Annotated in this window: 14 protein-coding genes; 6 read left to right on the top strand and 8 right to left on the bottom strand. The window is 44.6% G+C overall.

Features of this window, described 5'->3' with window-relative positions; genetic code table 11:
- Positions 1 to 193 precede the first annotated feature (193 nt).
- The 7 genes from DDR33_RS26950 to DDR33_RS07150 all read right to left on the bottom strand — a co-directional run bounded on the left by DDR33_RS26950 (position 194) and on the right by DDR33_RS07150 (position 10,439).
- Positions 194 to 289 (bottom strand): Panacea domain-containing protein, encoded by a 96-nt coding sequence (locus DDR33_RS26950; RefSeq protein WP_394341104.1) that lies wholly within the window; start codon positions 287 to 289, stop codon positions 194 to 196.
- Between the two features lie 185 nt (positions 290 to 474).
- Positions 475 to 846 (bottom strand): hypothetical protein, encoded by a 372-nt coding sequence (locus DDR33_RS07175; RefSeq protein WP_109415090.1) that lies wholly within the window; start codon positions 844 to 846, stop codon positions 475 to 477.
- Positions 847 to 864: 18 nt separating this feature from the next.
- The gene (locus DDR33_RS07170) at positions 865 to 1,701 is read right to left on the bottom strand and encodes a response regulator transcription factor (protein WP_109415089.1); all 837 of its coding nucleotides are present in this window, start codon (positions 1,699 to 1,701) and stop codon (positions 865 to 867) included.
- A 204-nt stretch (positions 1,702 to 1,905) separates the two neighbouring features.
- Positions 1,906 to 2,535 carry a peptidase associated/transthyretin-like domain-containing protein gene (locus DDR33_RS07165; RefSeq protein ID WP_109415088.1) on the bottom strand — a complete coding sequence of 210 codons (630 nt, stop codon included), beginning with the start codon at positions 2,533 to 2,535 and terminating at the stop codon, positions 1,906 to 1,908.
- Positions 2,522 to 6,976: a DUF6443 domain-containing protein gene (locus DDR33_RS07160; RefSeq protein ID WP_109415087.1), complete on the bottom strand. Its 4,455-nt coding sequence runs from the start codon at positions 6,974 to 6,976 to the stop codon at positions 2,522 to 2,524. Before DDR33_RS07160 ends, DDR33_RS07165 begins: the two co-directional genes overlap by 14 nt.
- 17 nt (positions 6,977 to 6,993) lie before the next feature.
- Positions 6,994 to 7,362 carry a hypothetical protein gene (locus tag DDR33_RS07155; protein ID WP_109415086.1) on the bottom strand — a complete coding sequence of 123 codons (369 nt, stop codon included), beginning with the start codon at positions 7,360 to 7,362 and terminating at the stop codon, positions 6,994 to 6,996.
- A gap of 38 nt (positions 7,363 to 7,400) precedes the next feature.
- On the bottom strand, positions 7,401 to 10,439 hold the full coding sequence (locus DDR33_RS07150; RefSeq protein WP_109415085.1) for an RHS repeat domain-containing protein: 3,039 nt from the start codon (positions 10,437 to 10,439) through the stop codon (positions 7,401 to 7,403).
- An 897-nt stretch (positions 10,440 to 11,336) separates the two neighbouring features.
- Here DDR33_RS07150 and DDR33_RS07145 point away from each other — a divergent pair.
- From DDR33_RS07145 to DDR33_RS07115, 6 genes are all read left to right on the top strand, one after another.
- Positions 11,337 to 11,582, top strand: a complete 246-nt coding sequence (locus DDR33_RS07145) for a hypothetical protein (protein ID WP_109415084.1) — start codon at positions 11,337 to 11,339, stop codon at positions 11,580 to 11,582.
- On the top strand, positions 11,579 to 12,013 hold the full coding sequence (locus tag DDR33_RS26945; RefSeq protein WP_394341103.1) for a PIN domain-containing protein: 435 nt from the start codon (positions 11,579 to 11,581) through the stop codon (positions 12,011 to 12,013). The genes DDR33_RS07145 and DDR33_RS26945 overlap by 4 nt, the downstream gene beginning before the upstream one ends.
- Positions 12,014 to 13,216: 1,203 nt before the next feature.
- The gene (locus DDR33_RS07130; protein ID WP_158280665.1) at positions 13,217 to 13,696 is read left to right on the top strand and encodes a hypothetical protein; all 480 of its coding nucleotides are present in this window, start codon (positions 13,217 to 13,219) and stop codon (positions 13,694 to 13,696) included.
- Positions 13,697 to 13,764: 68 nt separating this feature from the next.
- Positions 13,765 to 15,141 (top strand): hypothetical protein, encoded by a 1,377-nt coding sequence (locus tag DDR33_RS07125; protein ID WP_109415081.1) that lies wholly within the window; start codon positions 13,765 to 13,767, stop codon positions 15,139 to 15,141.
- A 147-nt stretch (positions 15,142 to 15,288) separates the two neighbouring features.
- A complete protein-coding gene (locus DDR33_RS07120) occupies positions 15,289 to 16,005 on the top strand; it encodes a hypothetical protein (protein ID WP_109415080.1) in 717 nt (238 codons plus the stop codon).
- Positions 16,006 to 16,115: 110 nt separating this feature from the next.
- A complete protein-coding gene (locus DDR33_RS07115; protein ID WP_109415079.1) occupies positions 16,116 to 16,811 on the top strand; it encodes a hypothetical protein in 696 nt (231 codons plus the stop codon).
- Positions 16,812 to 16,877: 66 nt separating this feature from the next.
- Here the strand turns inward: DDR33_RS07115 and DDR33_RS07110 are convergent, their stop codons facing one another.
- The gene (locus tag DDR33_RS07110; RefSeq protein ID WP_109415078.1) at positions 16,878 to 17,993 is read right to left on the bottom strand and encodes a hypothetical protein; all 1,116 of its coding nucleotides are present in this window, start codon (positions 17,991 to 17,993) and stop codon (positions 16,878 to 16,880) included.
- Between the last annotated feature and the right edge of the window lie 54 nt (positions 17,994 to 18,047).

Raw genomic sequence — 18,047 nt, 5'->3', positions numbered from 1 at the left:
AGCGGCGGCGATATCCGGGCATATCGGCTAATATAAATTAATGTCCTTCTCCTATCTCCCTGGCTTCTAAAAAACTTGGGCGGTCGCCTAAGTATCGTGATATGTCGACGCGCATAGATCAAGCCGATGAATATGTAAGTAATCTGGAAACTGAGAATCATCAAAGGGTTTTCTTAGCTTTAAGACAATTCCGTCAGGAAGCATAGTGGGTAGAGGTATCCTCCTGTACGGGCCCCAACTTCCAGGCTTTATAATTCAGCCATGTAATAGGAACGCCGGATTGTCTCATGGCTTTTTCAACGGCTATTTACAGGAGCTTGATCGCTTTGGCTAGGTAGAGCGACTGGATCCTTTCTGCATCATATGCAAGTACATTAAGTGCCTTATTTTGGTTATTAAAAGCAAAATTATAGGGCGTTAAGCCACTATATTTTTTCGCACCTGCGGCAATTTACTTATTTGCTGATAATTAACCTAAAATGGCGGTTTTTGCTTTGAATCAAGAGCAATAGCACTTTTAAACCGCCCCATTGCTTCTGGTTTAAGGACCTTACCCAGCTGCCTGTCCCGCTCCTCTGTCAGAATGGCAACCTGGGAACGCTGATCATCCGGGTTGATTTCAGCGTTACTGTATACCGCCTGAACCTTAGCTTTATAAGTATCAAGAATAGAAACAACCTTCTCTGCTTCTGACTCTTTCAGGGAGAGGTCTTTGGCTACAAAACGGATACGGTTCTGCCTTAAACTATCCGCTTGCGGTAAAACCGTCTTTGCAGACACTCTAATGGGAAAGATAGACAGTCCTGAGAAAACAAATACGATCAGATATAAAAATACTTTTTTCATGTTGCTTGAATTAGTTGGTTATATACATTTATTAATCGCGCTGGATGAAGTATCGACAGAGGAGATATCGAAGCCCTGGTTTATCGGAAGGACTTTCGGCAGAACGGTCTGATGTTTACCCGACGCTCTCTTAGATTTTATCAGGTTCGGCAGAAGATGGCTGAGAAGATTTTCCCGGTAGTTAGATCCTATTTTTATGATTGTGTTATCCTTTAACACGACATAATCGTTATTGACAGCGTAGATCTTCTTTTCATTCAGTATGAAGGATTTGTGAACTCTTATAAAAAGATCGGAGGGCAAACTTCCCTCTACTTCGCGCATTGTCTGGTAGGAAATATGACTCTCATTCTCCAAATAAATGTTGATATAATTCTGGTTAGCTTCAATATATTTGATCTCATCGTAAAAGATCTTGATAAATTTCCCTTTTGTCTCACATTGTATATAAAAACTTCCCCCTTCCTTTACTCCCTGCCTTTTATCCATGACAAATGAAGTGATCCTCGTTACTGCCTTTAAAAAACGGCTGTAAGATACCGGCTTGACGAAATAGTCAAATACTCCCTTCTCATAAGCCCTATAGGCTCCCTCTGTTGTATCGGAGGTCTCAATTAACATGACATTGAACTTGTTACAAAGATCCTCCAGCCCTGCAACTTCCTCCGGGCAGCTATCTGCATTTAGCAGCAGCACTCCCCCTCCGGAGCTGCATGAGTGGAGAAACTCTGACAATTCCTGGTTAAAAGACCGGGAAGAGCCTGAAAGACTAAAGCCTGGCGTCCTTGCAATGTAGCTGGAAATTGAACACACAGTCTGCTCGTCGTCCACGATAAAGAATGATATGGATTTCATGTTGGTATGTTTAGGATGAAAGATAAATTGGTTAATTTTTCCTCATAAATGAATATTGAATGATGTGCCGATTAAAACATTCTGAAAAGGACAGGATTTTCCTCCCTGCTAAGGTTTTTTCCGGAAGATACGTTTTCATGCTGCTGAGTTAATTAATTGATTGACAGACCTAATATGCGTATAAAATAACATTAATACAATAGCTTAACGCATTTTTTCGAAAGCTTGTTGAGGCAACGCCTTTCCGCCCTCGACAGGGACTAGCTTTGTACCGCTGTGCAACCACTTCTGATGGGTCATCTCCCCTGCATTTATATCAGTTGTTAGATAAAGGCGTACACGGATATCATCTGACCGGCTGTTCTTTATTTGTACCTCCTGATCTAAAGACAAATAGCGCACCCGCAAAAGATGAATTTCCTCCGCCGGCCAATGCACTCTTCCATCAGTATCGGTGGTATTTTTCTTTTTCCCGTCAATCCAGATATCAGCACCTGCAATACCAGCTCCGCTCTCATCTACAACTGTAATTGCAAGCGTACCTGTTCCGGTTTGCTTCTCTTCGGTACTTATCTTACTGCCAGATACCGCTGTAGCCTCCAGCAACAGCGTATCTTTCTGAAGCAGCCAGGTTCCTGTTCTTGTTGAATTGCCCATGATATCATTCCAGCCCTCAAGAGAAAAAGAATGGTCCTCCCGCAGGACAAGTTTAAGGGAATTAGGGCTCATACCTGGTTGGTGGTATGAGCCGTAAATTCCTTTTCCGGGAGCACAGGCCGAAAATGTCAGCAGGGCACCGGCACAGATTAAAAAATATACTTTATTTGGGACCATAAGTTGTTCCGTTTAGCCTGAAAGCCATATTTACCCTGCTTGCGAGCTTTTGAAGTTCCGCATGCCGCTTATCACCAGGCAAATTATTCAAATTTACTATCGTTGGAATATCAAGCAGGGAAACCGGGCCTTTCGGGCGGTTGTTATACTCTGCTGGCAGACTGGAATAAGTACTTCCAAATAGTCCCTGCCGTTTATACGCCTCTTTTTCATCAAACTGATCGTAAGCCAGCCAATCTTTTGCCGGAGATACACTGAGCTTGCCATCATGGGCTGTTAAACTGATCGTCCCTCGTTCAAACTGGAAAGCATGGTGAAGCTCATGCGAGAAAATATTCAAACCAGAAGAACCGGGGAGAACAATATCGACGACCCCATTAGATGAATTATATAGAGCTGCGGCCTTTTCTGTCTCTGACGAACTAAATGTATTGCTCTCCACCACGTTATATACCTGGGACGATAAAGCAAGCACCGCTGCTTCTCCCCGCGCCACTTCAAGGTCGGTGATCTCATTCCTTAGATTCTCGATCTGTCGGTTGAGTCGCTTTGCCTTTCGTTCAGAAATGCCATCTTCCTGTAGTTGCTTCTGTTTTTTATCGATCTTTTCTTCATTTTCTTCCTCCCGCCTGTTGATATTGTCGATCATTCTCATTACCCATGCCCAGGCATCTGGAGTAAAATCGTTGCCGTCTATATCGAAGTTCTTGATAGGATTGTTGGCAGCATAGTGATATGGAGAAAATGAAAAATACTTTTCAGCCATGCCATCTATTACATTCCATCGTGCAATTACAGGATCATAGAATCTTGCGCCGTAATCGTACTCACCCAGTTCTTCCTGCAATTCCTTCCCATTATAAAGATATTTATTCTGACCGGCACTAACAAGCTTCCTCATACCGAAGGGGTAATAATCGTCCTTTTGAACAGTCTCGATTGCCCCGCTTACAGGGTTCCGGTAAATGGTTCTGCGTATATTGCCCACATTGTCGGTCAGATTATATTCATAGCTGAAGCTCCCACCGTTATTTCTGGCTACACCTTCTTCGGTGCCGATGAATTCAATGGTATTTCCATTATACTCAACGCCATCCACATACTCACGAACAGTGCCGTTGCTTATCTTACGTAGCTTTTTGCCTGTTGCGTCATAGGTATAAGTCAATGTTAAGCCTGCCTTGGTAACTGTAGCGGGCAGGTTGAGCGTGTTGTAGCCGATGCTTGCGTTGTTCCTGCCGTCTGTGGTGGCATTCCCGTTGGAATCGTAAGTGTAAACGCCGGTAACGAGTCCGCCCGTGATCTGGTTCAACTTGTTACCCGTGTAATTATAGCTTGCTGCGGCTGCCCCGTCGCGGCTTAATGTTGCCACGTTGCCCATGAGATCGTATGTGATCACCTCGCTCATGGCAATGCCGGTACTCACTCCTGATAACAAACGGTTCATTTTGTCATAGGTATAAGTAAATGTATTGTTGAGAGAGGCATCTCCCCAAAGCTGGTTGGCTATATTGCCGTTGTACTGTGGATATACACCATCGTCATACTTCAGCTGCATGCTGAACTGGGGGGAGGCACTTGTCCGTAGCCAACCCCTGGCATTGTAACTGAAGCTGGACGACTGCTGATCGTTATGTAGCGTCTTGGATATAAGTTGTCCGATCTCATTATAAACTGACTCAGAAAGCTTCACTTCGGGATCGTTATTGATCTTTTCGAAGATCTGTCTTCTGCGGCCTGCATGATCGTATATATAGCGGTTCGCGATCGTGGCAGAAGCTGTACTGCTTGTATGGCTGCGCGTACTTGCTGTAAGTTCTCCGCTAAAACTGTACGTGTTGACTACCCTGTCTGTCCCTCCGATATGATTTTGCCGGATGCTTTCCTTCAACCGGCCGTAATCATCATAATAATTTACTGTAAGCAATAACGTCGTTGTACCGAGGATTGCCGTCTTGGTTCCTGTAAGTAAGCCTTTCGCATTGGTATTCACTGAAGCACTCGCATTATAAGCAGCGGAAATGCCAGGAATACCATAGGTACCGTAATAACTGACTGTAAAAACAGTGTAGTCCTGCAGTGGAAATGTGGTAAGTGCGTAGCCTTCCGTTCCTGCTCCTGTAAACACCTCATATACTCCATTGGGATGAGAGCTGACTGCAGCCTGTACCGTAGCCCTGCTTCCGTTGTTGCTGTATTCACCTGTCATTACTACTCTCCCGGCACCGTCATAGCGCGAAAAGGTCCATTTTCCCGTTTGTCTTTGTACAGCGTCCTGCGTAAGTACCGGAAGATCAAGCTGATTGTACACAATATACTCCCACCCTTTTTCCGGAATTTTCTTTTCAGTCAGGCGGTTTTGATCGTCATAATGATAAGCGTAAATATACTGGTCGAACAATGCGTCTCCCTCACTGAAACCTGCGACCGTTACTGCCGGGGGAATTACATACCTGAGATTACCGAAATCGTCGTAAACATAATAAGTATCGGTGAACGCATTGGCATCGTACTCAGCCTGCTTTAACACCACGTGTCCCAAATTATCCTTATACTCTATGGTTCTGTTTCCGTTTTCATCAGAAGTTGTGGTTACCAACAGGGTTCCTGAGCTGTAGAACGAACTGGTACTGCAGGTATTGCCCGAGATAGTCCAGATCTTCACTTGATTATAGGAGTTCCCATTCAAAGCGGATTTCACAGTATGTCCGCTTCCGGAAATAGAAGCATTCTGAGGCTGCCAGCTCTCTCCTGGCGCTCCCTGTTCAATAACCCTTCCCGGCAGGGACCGCTCGAAGAGGATATCCGAATAGGGATACCCTGTTGTTCCTATACCTGAGGTTCCAGGCGAGGCGGGATTATAAAATGCCTTTACGTTTGCATCGGGATTACCTTGCTTAAATACGCCGTCGCTGGCGACAACCATGTAGGGAAGATACTTCCGTGATTCTCTGCCCCGTGAATCATAGATCACTGGTTGAACGATGTCGTTCCCTCCTGGGCTTGCCTGTCGCTGAACGGTTTGTACAGGACGGCCAAGCCCGTCAAAATACTGGGTGCTTACCTGCACCAGGTCCTTGTTACCGCTTTGTGAGATCAGGGCGGTGTAAGCTTGTATGGGAGACCGGGGAGCAAACGTCCTTACGTAATTCTGGTCCGAACTGCCCCAGCCCTGTTGCTGGCCTACACTGATCTGGGTGATGACATTGCCGCTCCTGTCTCCCCAGCCTTCGGAGACGATGTAATAGATCCCGGCTCCTAAAGCTATAGAGAGCGAAGCATTATTACCTGAACATAATGGACCATTATCATCGTTGGAGGCTAACCTGTTCCCGTCTGCGTCAAGAAGATACAGGTAAGAATCGAAGTCGCTTCCGCAATGCGATATATTTACCAGGGTAGTGGTAAGTGTGTTGAGTGTGAATTTGTAGAAGATATCATCACTCGGATTCCCATATTCATTGCCGAAACCAACCGAGGGACTGTTGTTCTTCGTATCGCTGTAACTTGACCCGCTTTCCAGTGTACCCACATCTATGGCATTGGAGAAGAACGCTCCTCTCAGCTCAACACTCATTGAGGTAATGATCGTTCCTGTATTCTGACCAAAGCCTTCGGAGACGAGGTAATAAGTTCCCGCGGGCAGCTCTGTCTTGATCGAGGCAGCTGTGCCGGTACAAAGAGGACCGTTATCATCGCTTGTAGCAAGAGATAAGCCGTTCGCGTCGAGCAGGTGCATATAGGTATCGAATCCGCTTCCGCAATGTGAAAGCTTTACTACGGATGGAGCGGTGAGTGTAAATCGGTAGTAAATATCGTTACTTATCTGCCCGATGTCGTTACCCAGACAAGCGTCCGCATTGCTCCTGCTGTCGGTGAAGCCGTTAGGCCCGGCACCGAGATTGCCTACCTCGATGGGATTGGACATCGTAGCTCCTGCCGACATCGTTCCGCCCTCTGATGAAGTTACCGAGAGCTGAATAGTCCCGGTATATGAGCTGTAACCTTCCACGACGACATAATAAGTTCCTGCGGAAAAATACTGCTGAATGGAAGAGTTGGTACCACTGCACAGGGGGCCATTATCATCTGCAGAAATGATGTCACTGCCATATTCATCCAGCACATGAAGGTAAGTGTCAAAATTACTTCCACAGGTCGAAATACTTACCTGTGTCTGGCTGCCGACAGTAAACCGGTACCAGATATCCGGGCTGGCCTGGCCATAGTTATTATAATAGCCGTAAGACGGATCATTTACTCTGGTGTCATAAAATTGCATGCCATAGCAGCTGTTTCCGCCCCCTGCATCAATCGCATCCCACATATCTGTTCCGTTCTGCGCTCTCACCGGAAATGATGCCAGCCACAAACCAGTGAAGGCTAACAGCAGCTTAAGCGCAAAGCTGTCTCTTCGCTTATTTACTAATTGCTTTCCCATAATTTAAGGTTTAACGATTAACGGGTCTTTGGCAGTTCCTTCTGCGGCTTGCTTTTCCGGAGCTCGGTACTTGGCACTACTTTATTCATCTGTTCGGTGGTAAGCAGGCTGCTAAGCTTCTTGTTCTTTTCTTCTATCAGGATATCGATCTTCACCCGTTTCTGTTCCTCGGAAAGACCTGGCTCGGAAAGAACGGCGTTGACTGCTTTTTTATAATTGCCATGAACTTCCGCTACCTGGCGTGCCTGATCCTCGGAAAGGGATAAGGTCCGGGAATAGTAAGATACCATCTCCTTTTTAACACTGTCTGCTTTTTGAGCAGATACTTCTTTACCTGTTAAGATAAGAACAAACAGGACGATAACAGTACATATAGGCTTTCTCATAATTTTTTGATTTTTCTGCTGTTAAGTAATTTCTTTTATCACGGTTGTCTGTAATAATATTCGAGACCTTTTATGATATCTCCGTTGAAGTCGCGTACCCCGAGGAGGCGCTGGTTATTGTCGTAATCGTAACTGGTGGCCAGCCCCCGGGCGTCCTTTGAACTGATCAATCCTTTGGAGGGATCATATGAGTAGGCACTCACCTGGGCTGTAGGAAGAGCATAAAGCGGTGCGAGAAAACTATTGACCTGGGCCTGGGAAGGATTGACAATATCGCGGAAGGCATTGGTTGCGCTGGTTCCGCCAATCGCAGACAGGGCCGTCATATAATCAACATTCTCTACTTTGGCAAGGAGGTACTGGCCGCCATAACCCCATATATAAAAGGCCCCCATGTCCCAACTATTCTTTCGAACCCAGACAGGATTGCCCTTGTTATCGTAATCGGCAAGGGCGATAGTATGCGGACTGCTTGCTGAATTGGTATAAGTAGTGATAGACGAAGGAACAAAGCCATTACCCAACTGGATATAGCCGGTAATGGTTGCAGATGTCTGTGCCCCGTCCACATACGTTTTGTGCTGTACAGCGGGAACCAGCCTGTTGGCCTGAAGCATAGCCGAGTAAGGCTGGCTGGATGGAAGATCGTAAGGATAGACGTAAGCCGTTTTCACGCTCCGTCCCTTGCTGTCTGTAATCGTCTCATCGGCAGGAAGGCGATAGGCCGTATTATAATTGGTAAGTTTGGAAGTGCTGGTAACAAAACTTCCCTGGTTATATTCTGAGATTGTTTCGGAAACGGGAAGGTATGAATAGGTATAAAGGCGGTAGGCTGTGCCTTCTTCTACGCTGACCGCCGTATTCGGACAGACGTTGGCGTAATTCGCCTTTAACGCGGGAACGTATTCGCCGGCTTTATTGAGAGCAGAATAATAGATGCTGCGTATCCTCGAAAACTGGCCGGCAGCGGTATAACTGTACTCGGTAAGGAGCTTGCCTCTTTCCTCTTCGGCAGACGAGTATGGCTCATAAGCTGTTCGGCTCAACTGCAGGACATTATCCGCCGACTGGTCTCCGTTGCCGGTATCGAAATTAGTAAAGAGATATCGCGTATAACTTCCATCCGAAAGCTTCTCCGTCACTTCAGAATATCCGATATGGCTTCCCATTGCATTGATGCACCCCGGCAATACGGACTGCGAAGAAAACAAAGACTTTGAATAAGTGATGCCGTTATCGTTGAATGCCCTGCGGCTATAGTCTTCAAAGTAGTATTTTATCTGCCCGCCAAGCACGCCGCTTGAATTCAGCGTATTCGGATCAACCGTATTACTGTAGTTACTTACGTAGTAATAAAATTTCTCCTGCTTCTGTAAAGGGCTCCTGGGATCGTAACTACTGATCTTTTTGATCCTTAATCCTCCGGCAAGCTTATTCTGCGCTGAAAAATTATAATCGATGCCGTTTCCCCTGACTTCCTGGAGTCGCTTGCTATAGGTATTCGGTTCGTAGGTGAACTCCGTTACTCCTCCGGTCGGATACGTAATCTTATTAAGCGTTCCGGCATATAAGTAAGTTGCTACAGGTTCCCGATAATTATAATAGGTCGTATAATAGGTGTTCTGATTGCTCATATCGGCGTAAGTACCGTTGTAAAAGCCCCAGTGGTCGACCATATTCGATAAATAGCCCGGTAAACTTGCTGACTGGTCGTAGCTGAAGGTATAAGGAGGCAAGGGATTCAGATCTGCACCAATCTCATTAACAGATAACAGACGCAACCGCTCGTAAGAGACGTTGTTATAGGTAAAATTGAAAGCCTTAACAAGAGCGCCATCGGTCTTCTCGACACGTATCTGATCCAGCTTCTTCCACTGGAGTTTATCGAGATACTGTGGGTAGTAACTTGTTCCGTTATCCGCAAGAACGGGAATAAAATCAGTTCCGTAATAACCGCCACCGTACATAGACCATTGGGAGTACCTGTATTCGTAGACCACCGGGTCGTAACGGAGTTCGGTACTTGTCGAACGATTAAACTTAATGACATTGTGCAGCCCTGTGATTTGCCTGAGATACACCGGGGCAACCAGCTTTCCGTTGTAGTTATGGTAAACCTGGCTGTAACTCCAGCTGCTGCAGGCCGGCTGGGGATTGAAGATGCCACCAGAATTCTTCGTCCTCGTACCGAGATCGTTTACGATAGCGATATACATCTGATTGACGTAATCGTCTCTTTCATAACTGAAATTAATTTCATCTCCTACAGGCGGTGCGATCTTTGTAAGGTACCAACTGCCCGCAAGCCACTCATCCACATCCTGATTAAAAAAGCCAATGCTGTATTCAATGGCGTTGGTATTGCCTCCGAAATAGTATTTTGTGCCGTCTTCGGTCGTGATGACAAACCCTCCGAAGGACTGAGACATCCCATAATTCTGCATGCGGGTCCCGTAGGGGGCGGTAAATGGTATATTTAGAAAAGAGCCATAAAGGCTCACCTTGAGTGGCTTATCGCATTTCACCCTCCAGGTACCATCGGCATGCATGTAGAAACTCCCTGCATAACCGCCAAAGTTGAAATTGAACTCGTCAGGTTCCGTATCTTTCAGCATTTCATTACCCCGAGCAATGTTTTGCATATAGCCTGTTTGGTTCCAGCTGGAGGTATTCAGGACGTTGTGATTGTAATAATAGCCCATATTAGCGCCGAGATAATAGTTCCCGTTGCTGTAATCATCGGGAGCATCCTTTATCACCCGCGATACAACGCCGCCGCATGAAAGGGCGAAACCAGTTCCCACCCATCCGGGATGCATGTCGGGACGGAAACCGGAAGCGTGATAATTTAAAGTGAGAGGCACAGAAATGCCCTTTTGCTGCAGGGTGTACAGGGGTACTTCAATGCTTGGTATGCCAGTATAATAGGAAACAGGTATTTCCCCGAACATCCCGAGACTGGCAGCGTTGGGACTTTGCACGTTAGCCGGAGCCAGTGGTATCTGCGCTGATACACGGCCGGCCATGATAAGACAGGAAGCTATTCCTGCGAGAATTAGGGACAGTTGCTTATTCATTGTTTATACGGTTTCTAACAGATTTTGCCGGCTCGGGGGAATCACAGTTCTGTCGTTTCACAATCATCTAGGTACCCCGCCCGATATAATAAAACTAGCCACTTATTCCATTGAAACATAATTTATTACACCAAACCGGGTATTCAGACTGCGAAACGGGTTATTTGCATGACATCCTGCAGGAACACGTTATTACAGTTTTTCTATACGCACTTCTGTCTGCATCTTTCGCTGAAAAATCCTTTCCTCTATTGTGAAATATAGGTCTCGGAACTTCTGCTCCTAAGGCTCATCTGGATGTCAACGGAACTGTTTTGTCAAATCTGCAGGTTTGGATGCTACTACGACGATGAGGCCGGTTCTCGGCGGAAGTCATTATTTACTTTTTAACGGTATTGGATCTCCTCGTAAATGGTGTACCTCCAAGGAGGTCGTTTTGGAATACCATTTACGGCGAGCGCGTTAGACCCCTTTCAAGTCGTCGTTCATATCCTTGATCTGGTTATCAGTGATCTGGAATGGCTTTAGGCTGCTTTCTGAATGCCCGGTTGTGTTTGGCTTAATGAACTGCTGGGGTTACAGGCTGATTCGGGTTTGATCATCCACAACATTTCGTCGGAACCGAGGTCGAGCACATAGCGAAGTCGTATTCCGGCATGACAATATCCATTTGCGTGGTGTCTGTTCGATTGATCCAATACCGGCAAATACCGGCCAGGGGGCTTGAGTTTTGTGCAGGTTGGCTCTTACTTTTTCTTTTGACCAAGCATAGCCTGCACTTTTTTAACGAAAATTCAACTGTCATACCTGAAGCACGGGCTGCATTCCTTCCATTTTTCATTTATAGCGATATCTTGTATATTTATTATGTAATAGATAAATGTTAAATTTCAAACGATGCAGGAAGTTACGGTAAAATTCAAGAGCGCTAAAACGCTGGAGGCATTGCTGGATTTAGCCAAAAAGTTTGATATGGTTATAGAAACGAAAGTGCCGGTGCAAAAGAAAAGGGACGGCGATGAGAGTCAGATACCAATAACTTTCGCGGAACACCCGGATGTAACTACTTTGGCGGGTATCAGGAAGGGGCGTGAAATTAATCCTGATGATCTAAGGGAAAAGGCCTGGGGCGGAAGATTATGAGTTTGATTATCTGCGATACCAATATCTTCATATCAATGCTTAGAGGAGTACCCGATACCATTGAAGAATTGAAGACTATTGGAAACAGCAATGTTTTGATTCCTTCTGTATCAGTAATGGAATTGTATCGTGGAATGCACAACAATGGGTATTTTTCCGAGTGCCGTTATCAGGTTTGCCTTCGTACATTCCTTGTTCCTAACCGGACCATTGGTAATTTTCCCTCCGCCCTAAATAGCACAGAAGATCCTTTCGTGTATGCAGTGAACTTGAGTATTCGATCACGACACACGGTTTGTCGCTTGAAAAAGTACTGGATGAACTTCACTTCTGGGGTAATCAATTACGCTACCTGGAATCGAGAGCAAAATTTGAGAATTTTGCTCTCGAAATTGCCTCTAAATCTGAAATTTCTAAAAAAATTGCTATGAACGCATCCACGGATTGACTGAAGCTGGATGGAACGAATGTTGGACGAACGGCCGTAAGAATTATTCTTCATTTGAAATCCTGTTATATGCCCTGCGACATATCCAGCATCATACAGGGCAATTGAATCTTCTCCTGAGGCAAGACATGAATGAAGCACCGGGATGGTTATCGCAAGCAAAGGAAGGGTAAAGCCTGTACAGGCGTCAGATTATTTAATTCTTCCTGTACGCGTTTTATTCCTGATACGTATTTCCCAATAAGTCTAGCCTCCTTAAAAATGGCAGCGAACCTCTTGTTGCGGGAATAGCATCTAATAAATTCATGATTCCCTAATTTAATGGTTCTAAATTGTTTTCTAAATTTAGTCCAGGCTCTTAAAGGGTTACAACTAATACAGACTGATCTGACCTGTTTCAAAAATTACTCTAAAGGGTAATTGTTTCGATTTGATATATCTGCGTGCTTTGTTGGTGAATAACAAGCCTAGTATTCACTTAACTTAAAAATATGAAAATTGCAGTAATTACAGACAAAAATAAAGGTGCAATGGGCCTCCTCGGTTACCGACCACCATGTTTAAGGCTTCATAATACTAACCTCTACGACTTCAATCAACTTCACGAACAAACGAATGTATATTTTGCTCCGTCTCTGAACTGGACGACACCGGAGAGTGCCACTACTTTTATTAATGAAATTGACACCTTCCTTTCAGAGCCATATAATAAAGACTCAGGATTTGTACTTATTAAATTAACGAATGCGGATCTTAGTCTTATTAATTTCAGTCCTCTTCAAGTGAAATTTAAAGGAAAGGGATTTATATACTGGTTAGATTCGAAATTTACGGCATCTGTGAAGGCCGAAGAAGGCGCTGAAATACAGAAAAACAAAACTAAAGACGTGTACCTGGACCTGGCAGTACTAAAGCAGTTGCTTAAATCATACAATGCTAAGTCTCTGGATACTGAAATCCCCAACTTTACCCATGATGTAAACTATATAGGAACCTATAGGGCAGGTGAGCTATTTACATTCATCGATATGTCCAACCTAAGGTTTAGAGTAGACTACGCACATTACACTTCGAGAGCAAAGGTTAATGATATTTATCGGGACTACTTGCAGAAAAATGTCTACATTAAGCCGAGTTTAGCATTGGACTATTACCCAGCTATACTGGCGACGCTACCCCACCTTTATTGCAACGAATTTACAAAACGCTGGATCCTAAAATCGAACCAAAAGCCGAAGAAAATATGCCCCAGATGTCAGAACAAGGATTATCGCCCGGCTTTTCCGATCCTAAAATCGAACCAAAAGCTGAAGAAAATATGCCCGAGATTCCTGGACATGGATTATCGCTCGGTGTTCCCGATATGAAAATCGAACCAAAAGCTGAAGAAAATATGCCTCAGATCCCTGGACAAGGATTTTCGTTCGGCTTTCCCGATATGAAAATCGAACCAAAAGCTGAAGAAAATATGCCTCAGATCCCTGGACAAGGATTTTCGTTCGGCTTTCCCGATCCTAAAATCGAAAATAACGATGTTAACGAGGATGCACCCACTGTAGTAAAAATGGAAGAGGAATTCGAAGAAAGTAATGACGAGAATGATGAAGCCCCTGAAGAGAATAATAATCAGGGAAGCAGCGATGACGATCATATGAACGTTGAATGATCAATAATGTCTTCAGCTAAATTCTAGTGTAAATCAAATAATAATGATAACAAACAAAATCCAAAATCATGGCAGATACCACATCTTTATTCGATCCTATCAATACCCCAATTCCAGCGCTTTGCGATCAGCTTCCTCCTGATTATAATCCTCCCGGCACTTCTCAGGCGACAGCAGCAACATCCTCCGAGGAGGATGGCAGCTTCTTAAAATGGTTCAATTCTGTTTCTGAAGTAGTCAGCGCACTAATGTTTGCAGTCCCCGAAATTGGAATAGTTGCCTCAGCGGCAGTAACGGGATTTAAAGAGGTAGTAGATAATTTTAGTGGCGCCAATGATCAGCCTATGTCTGCTATGATGAATACCCTACTGGCACAGATTACGGATCTTGACCGGCTGACATCGATCAACCAGAATACTTCGCAGGTTAGCACTGTTTATCATAACATTAAAAATGATCTTGCTGCTTCTCAGGTTGGCGAAGCACCCATACCCTCTGATCTCGCTGACCCCAGCTCAGGAAGCATGTCAACTGAGCACCGAAGCCTGTCAGCAGCCTTCGAAAATCTAAGGGATCAGGTTAAAGGTTATAAGGGGGACCTGGTAGATGCTATAGGAAATATCGAAGGTTTTCTGGCTCCAGGCACAAATGATATTGCGACAAGGGCGGGAGCGCTTCCGGCTTATATAGGTTCTGCGCAAGTGCATATAACCCTTTACCAGATCTATATGGCCTTCCTGGTAACACAAAATACTTCCGTAGCTGATCGCACAGCTGAAATGCGTGGCTATATTATTAAATTAAAGCAGTATACGTATTGGGCAACATCAACAATGAATGATATTTGTGCTGCAATAGATAATCGGCTTGACCAGATTAGCCCTGTTAGTAATTGTGTAAATATTGGTCCTGCATATGCATTTGCCGCGTTTGGTGTCACGTTCTGGGATAATAACGAGTCAAAAGTTAACGGTTGGTACAGTCCCATTAACCCTGAACAAGACGGACAATCTCAAACTGTTGGTATTGATCAGGATCTGTGGAACTGGACCATCGGAGAAGATCCTGACCCGCGTATACCAGGTGCGCCAGCGGATAATTATATGCCAGACAGGGTGAATATTAATGACACTTTTATCATTGTCAGATATTTAACCAATAATGTCTGGGGGAATTGGTGGTTCGACACGAAGACACAATCGGATGTTGATTATTACACCGTTAACCCTACAGCAAACGCACATATACGGCTGGACCGGGATTCGTATGTCAAGGCCGCGACACAGGAACAGCAGGTTACATATCATTTTACTATGTGCACGTCGTTCAAAAACAATCATATAGATTTATGGATGCACACCATGCAACAATATAACCAAAACTTACCTGACAGTAGTAAAGTAGCGGGAGTTCCGACCGTATCTCCAGCGGTTACCCCGAACTAAAATAAAATATTAATTGATGGCAGGAATGCACGATAGCGCATTCTGCCTTTTCAGTTTTTTTAGAAATTCATTTAAATGAACAAGGGTTAATGACTGTGTGTAAGAGTGTACTCGAACTTTTTTAATATAAAATAACCAGTAAATTTTATGAAAGTCGGAATTATAACTACCAGTATTGATGAGGACATGGACGATTTTAGCTCGAAGCTTCGTCCGAAGTCCTTTAATAAAGATGTGGAAATTGTCCGGTGCTTTATTCCCATGGTCACCTCCAGCACTCCGGAAAGTGTGTACGATACGATTAAAGCATGGCTTCAAAGCGAGGAGGGACAGGGATGTAACTTGTTGGAAATAGATGTAAATACCGGAGCGGACGTTAATCAGATTTCTGTAGAACCAGGAACGCTTGATGTAGAGTTCCCAGAAATAGGCTTTATCTACTGGTGTGGACTGGGGAGAATTACTATAGCACAATCTGAGGAGCTTAAAAATGGTAACTACCAGGGAAATAGCCTTGGGTATTATGAACTGGCAGGTTTATTGGGTCTAGATGAGCCTTTACAAAAAAAGTATTATTCATGGGTCAAGTCCTCGGGCTTGAATGAAAATCAGGAAAAGGACCTTTTGAAAGGTATCAACTGGATAAAAGATCCAGCTGAACAAGAGATAAAGTTGCCCGCAGGACAATCATTGAGTGAGGTTCTGAATCAACAAGTCAACAACAAAGATCTTGAGGAGAGCACATTGGGTGTGAGCGCCCAGCTGAAAAAGGATCAGAATGATAACGCCAAAAGTTTCTCCGAAAGCGACGATTCTGATCCGGCACACGAGGGTAATGACGAGCAAGGTGATCGCGAAGATTAGGGAATAACAATGATGTTAACGAGGCTGCACCCAGTTAACTACCATTTCACACAGGATAACAAAAGTAAATTTCAACCCGAATAATAAACGAAACACGTAAATTTTACAGTATGAGAATAACAATTATTGCCGACCGCAATGCCCCGTTCGGCAAGCTTCCCTGCTTTCCAAACGCAATTACCGAGATAAGAGCCGTTGATGATACTAACGAAGATCCGGTTGAACAGACAATTCAGTATCTCGAATGCACGCCGGAGCAGCCTGATATGGTGATTTTGAAGATTGATGCCGGGCGTACGGATCGCAAATGCACCTTCACTGATTTTTCAATTGCAGCGAAATTCGGGCAGATAGGCTTTGCCTATTATTTTTATAACCGAATCAGCGATATCTTAGAGATTAATGGAATAATGGCCCGCCCGATTAATGTGATTGGTGTTTTTAGCTATCAGAAAGTATGGGCCATTAAATCGCAGGCATTTGAAGCGGCGTACAACGAATGGATCCAAAGGTCCAACTTTGATGCAGCTACAACACAGCGTCTTATTGATGCTTTCCAAAGGCCGCAGATACAGAATCAGCAAGATCAGCAGAACAACCAACCAGAGGCTCAGCAGGCTCAAAACCAGGCAGACGCTCTTGTTGCAGCGCTGCACCAGCAGCCCCCTAACATGGACGTACAGGAACCAAATGTTGATACGCAGCTAGGAAACTTCGCTGATATGAATACCGTAAACTTCCACGGAACTGCAGATACAGATCCTACTGAAGGCGACCAGGATGAACATGAAGCAAAGAAGCCTTAAGTCATCTCGGTGTTATCCCCCCCCCGATAGCTACTTTTTACGGGTTTACTTTAATTATATTAATGCTTAATGATCATTGGTCGTTTTCACCCATTGTCTGATTACGGCAACTGTGTCGGCCTTTATATCGTCCGGAAAATGGTAGAAATTCTTAATGCTTTTTGTTGCAAGACGTATATAGATATCCCGGTCCTTGTTAGCCCGCTCTTCTTCCGCCTTTTTACTGTCGAACAGGCCAACACGGGAGAAGTAAACTACATTCGCAATGGGATGATCCGGACTGGAGAAATAGGTATGGATGGATTCTGCGGGATCAACAGCATGATTCCCGTAGCCACGTGTCACTAATGGTGCTCCGTTATCCTGGAACAGATATCCCTCATCCAGGGGATTGTGCCCTATCATACCGCCTCTAAAGCCTCCGAGAAGACTGTAAAGCCTCTTTCCTAACGATGTTATAGAGGCAACCAATCGTCCGCCATAACTAACGGGGGTGATGAGAGCAAGTCTTTTCCGGACATTTTCGTGTATGGCACTGACAGTTGTTATAGCATGTGTTATATAAGAATCGTACGTATTCAGAAGACCTGTCATTACTTGCATATTATACGTTTGCTCCTGGCTTGTTGCCGTTTTATAACTCTGATTAGCATAGGCCGCGTACATTTGATAGAGCAGCAGGTGCTTGTTTGCCGCTACTATGAAGAATTGAAAGCCTGTTTGATTACCATCCGCAGTTTCGCAGCCGGACTTTAGAAGATTATCTATTGTTTTTCCCAACCTCTGCGTAACGTCCAGTTCAAATTCCTTCCAGTATTTATTAAAAACCGGATCGGGTGTCTGGTATAGATTAGCCGGTGTGCTGTAAACAAATCGCTTGAAAACCGGGAGGTAAACATTATAATATGTGGTCATATATGAGTCGACTTTCGTTATTACATCCAGAGGTAGCCTCTGCATTTTTATATCACCGCATTTACTTATTGTATCCTGTAATAGCATGGATTGAATTTTTTCAGCCTGACCACTATTATGCAAAGCCAGAAAGGGGGCCGCTGCTGACACAGTGGCGATGCCGCCCGGACCAAAGGCCGTTAGCCCAGCCTGGGCCATTTTAAGGCCCAGGGCAGATAACTTTCGTGGGTCATCATCCGTGAATGCTAAATTCAATTGTTCAGCCATGGTTTATTCGATCAATGCGATTTTTAATTGTTTCGTTCTCCAAGTTTATTGATA

Origin of the sequence: Pararcticibacter amylolyticus, from assembly GCF_003130405.1 — a bacterium.
Classification (GTDB): domain Bacteria; phylum Bacteroidota; class Bacteroidia; order Sphingobacteriales; family Sphingobacteriaceae; genus Arcticibacter; species Arcticibacter amylolyticus.
This window is presented reverse-complemented; position numbering and strand designations above follow the sequence as displayed.

Bases quoted from the DNA above. Each gene is read 5' to 3' on its own strand.
- DDR33_RS26945 (WP_394341103.1), top strand. From the start codon at position 11,579: ATGAGTTTGATTATCTGCGATACCAATATCTTCATATCAATGCTTAGA.
- DDR33_RS07155 (WP_109415086.1), bottom strand. From the start codon at position 7,362: ATGAGAAAGCCTATATGTACTGTTATCGTCCTGTTTGTTCTTATCTTA.
- DDR33_RS07175 (WP_109415090.1), bottom strand. From the start codon at position 846: ATGAAAAAAGTATTTTTATATCTGATCGTATTTGTTTTCTCAGGACTG.
- DDR33_RS07125 (WP_109415081.1), top strand. From the start codon at position 13,765: ATGGCAGATACCACATCTTTATTCGATCCTATCAATACCCCAATTCCA.
- DDR33_RS07150 (WP_109415085.1), bottom strand. From the start codon at position 10,439: ATGAATAAGCAACTGTCCCTAATTCTCGCAGGAATAGCTTCCTGTCTT.
- DDR33_RS07120 (WP_109415080.1), top strand. From the start codon at position 15,289: ATGAAAGTCGGAATTATAACTACCAGTATTGATGAGGACATGGACGAT.
- DDR33_RS26950 (WP_394341104.1), bottom strand. From the start codon at position 289: ATGAGACAATCCGGCGTTCCTATTACATGGCTGAATTATAAAGCCTGG.
- DDR33_RS07165 (WP_109415088.1), bottom strand. From the start codon at position 2,535: ATGGTCCCAAATAAAGTATATTTTTTAATCTGTGCCGGTGCCCTGCTG.
- DDR33_RS07160 (WP_109415087.1), bottom strand. From the start codon at position 6,976: ATGGGAAAGCAATTAGTAAATAAGCGAAGAGACAGCTTTGCGCTTAAG.
- DDR33_RS07145 (WP_109415084.1), top strand. From the start codon at position 11,337: ATGCAGGAAGTTACGGTAAAATTCAAGAGCGCTAAAACGCTGGAGGCA.
- DDR33_RS07110 (WP_109415078.1), bottom strand. From the start codon at position 17,993: ATGGCTGAACAATTGAATTTAGCATTCACGGATGATGACCCACGAAAG.
- DDR33_RS07170 (WP_109415089.1), bottom strand. From the start codon at position 1,701: ATGAAATCCATATCATTCTTTATCGTGGACGACGAGCAGACTGTGTGT.
- DDR33_RS07115 (WP_109415079.1), top strand. From the start codon at position 16,116: ATGAGAATAACAATTATTGCCGACCGCAATGCCCCGTTCGGCAAGCTT.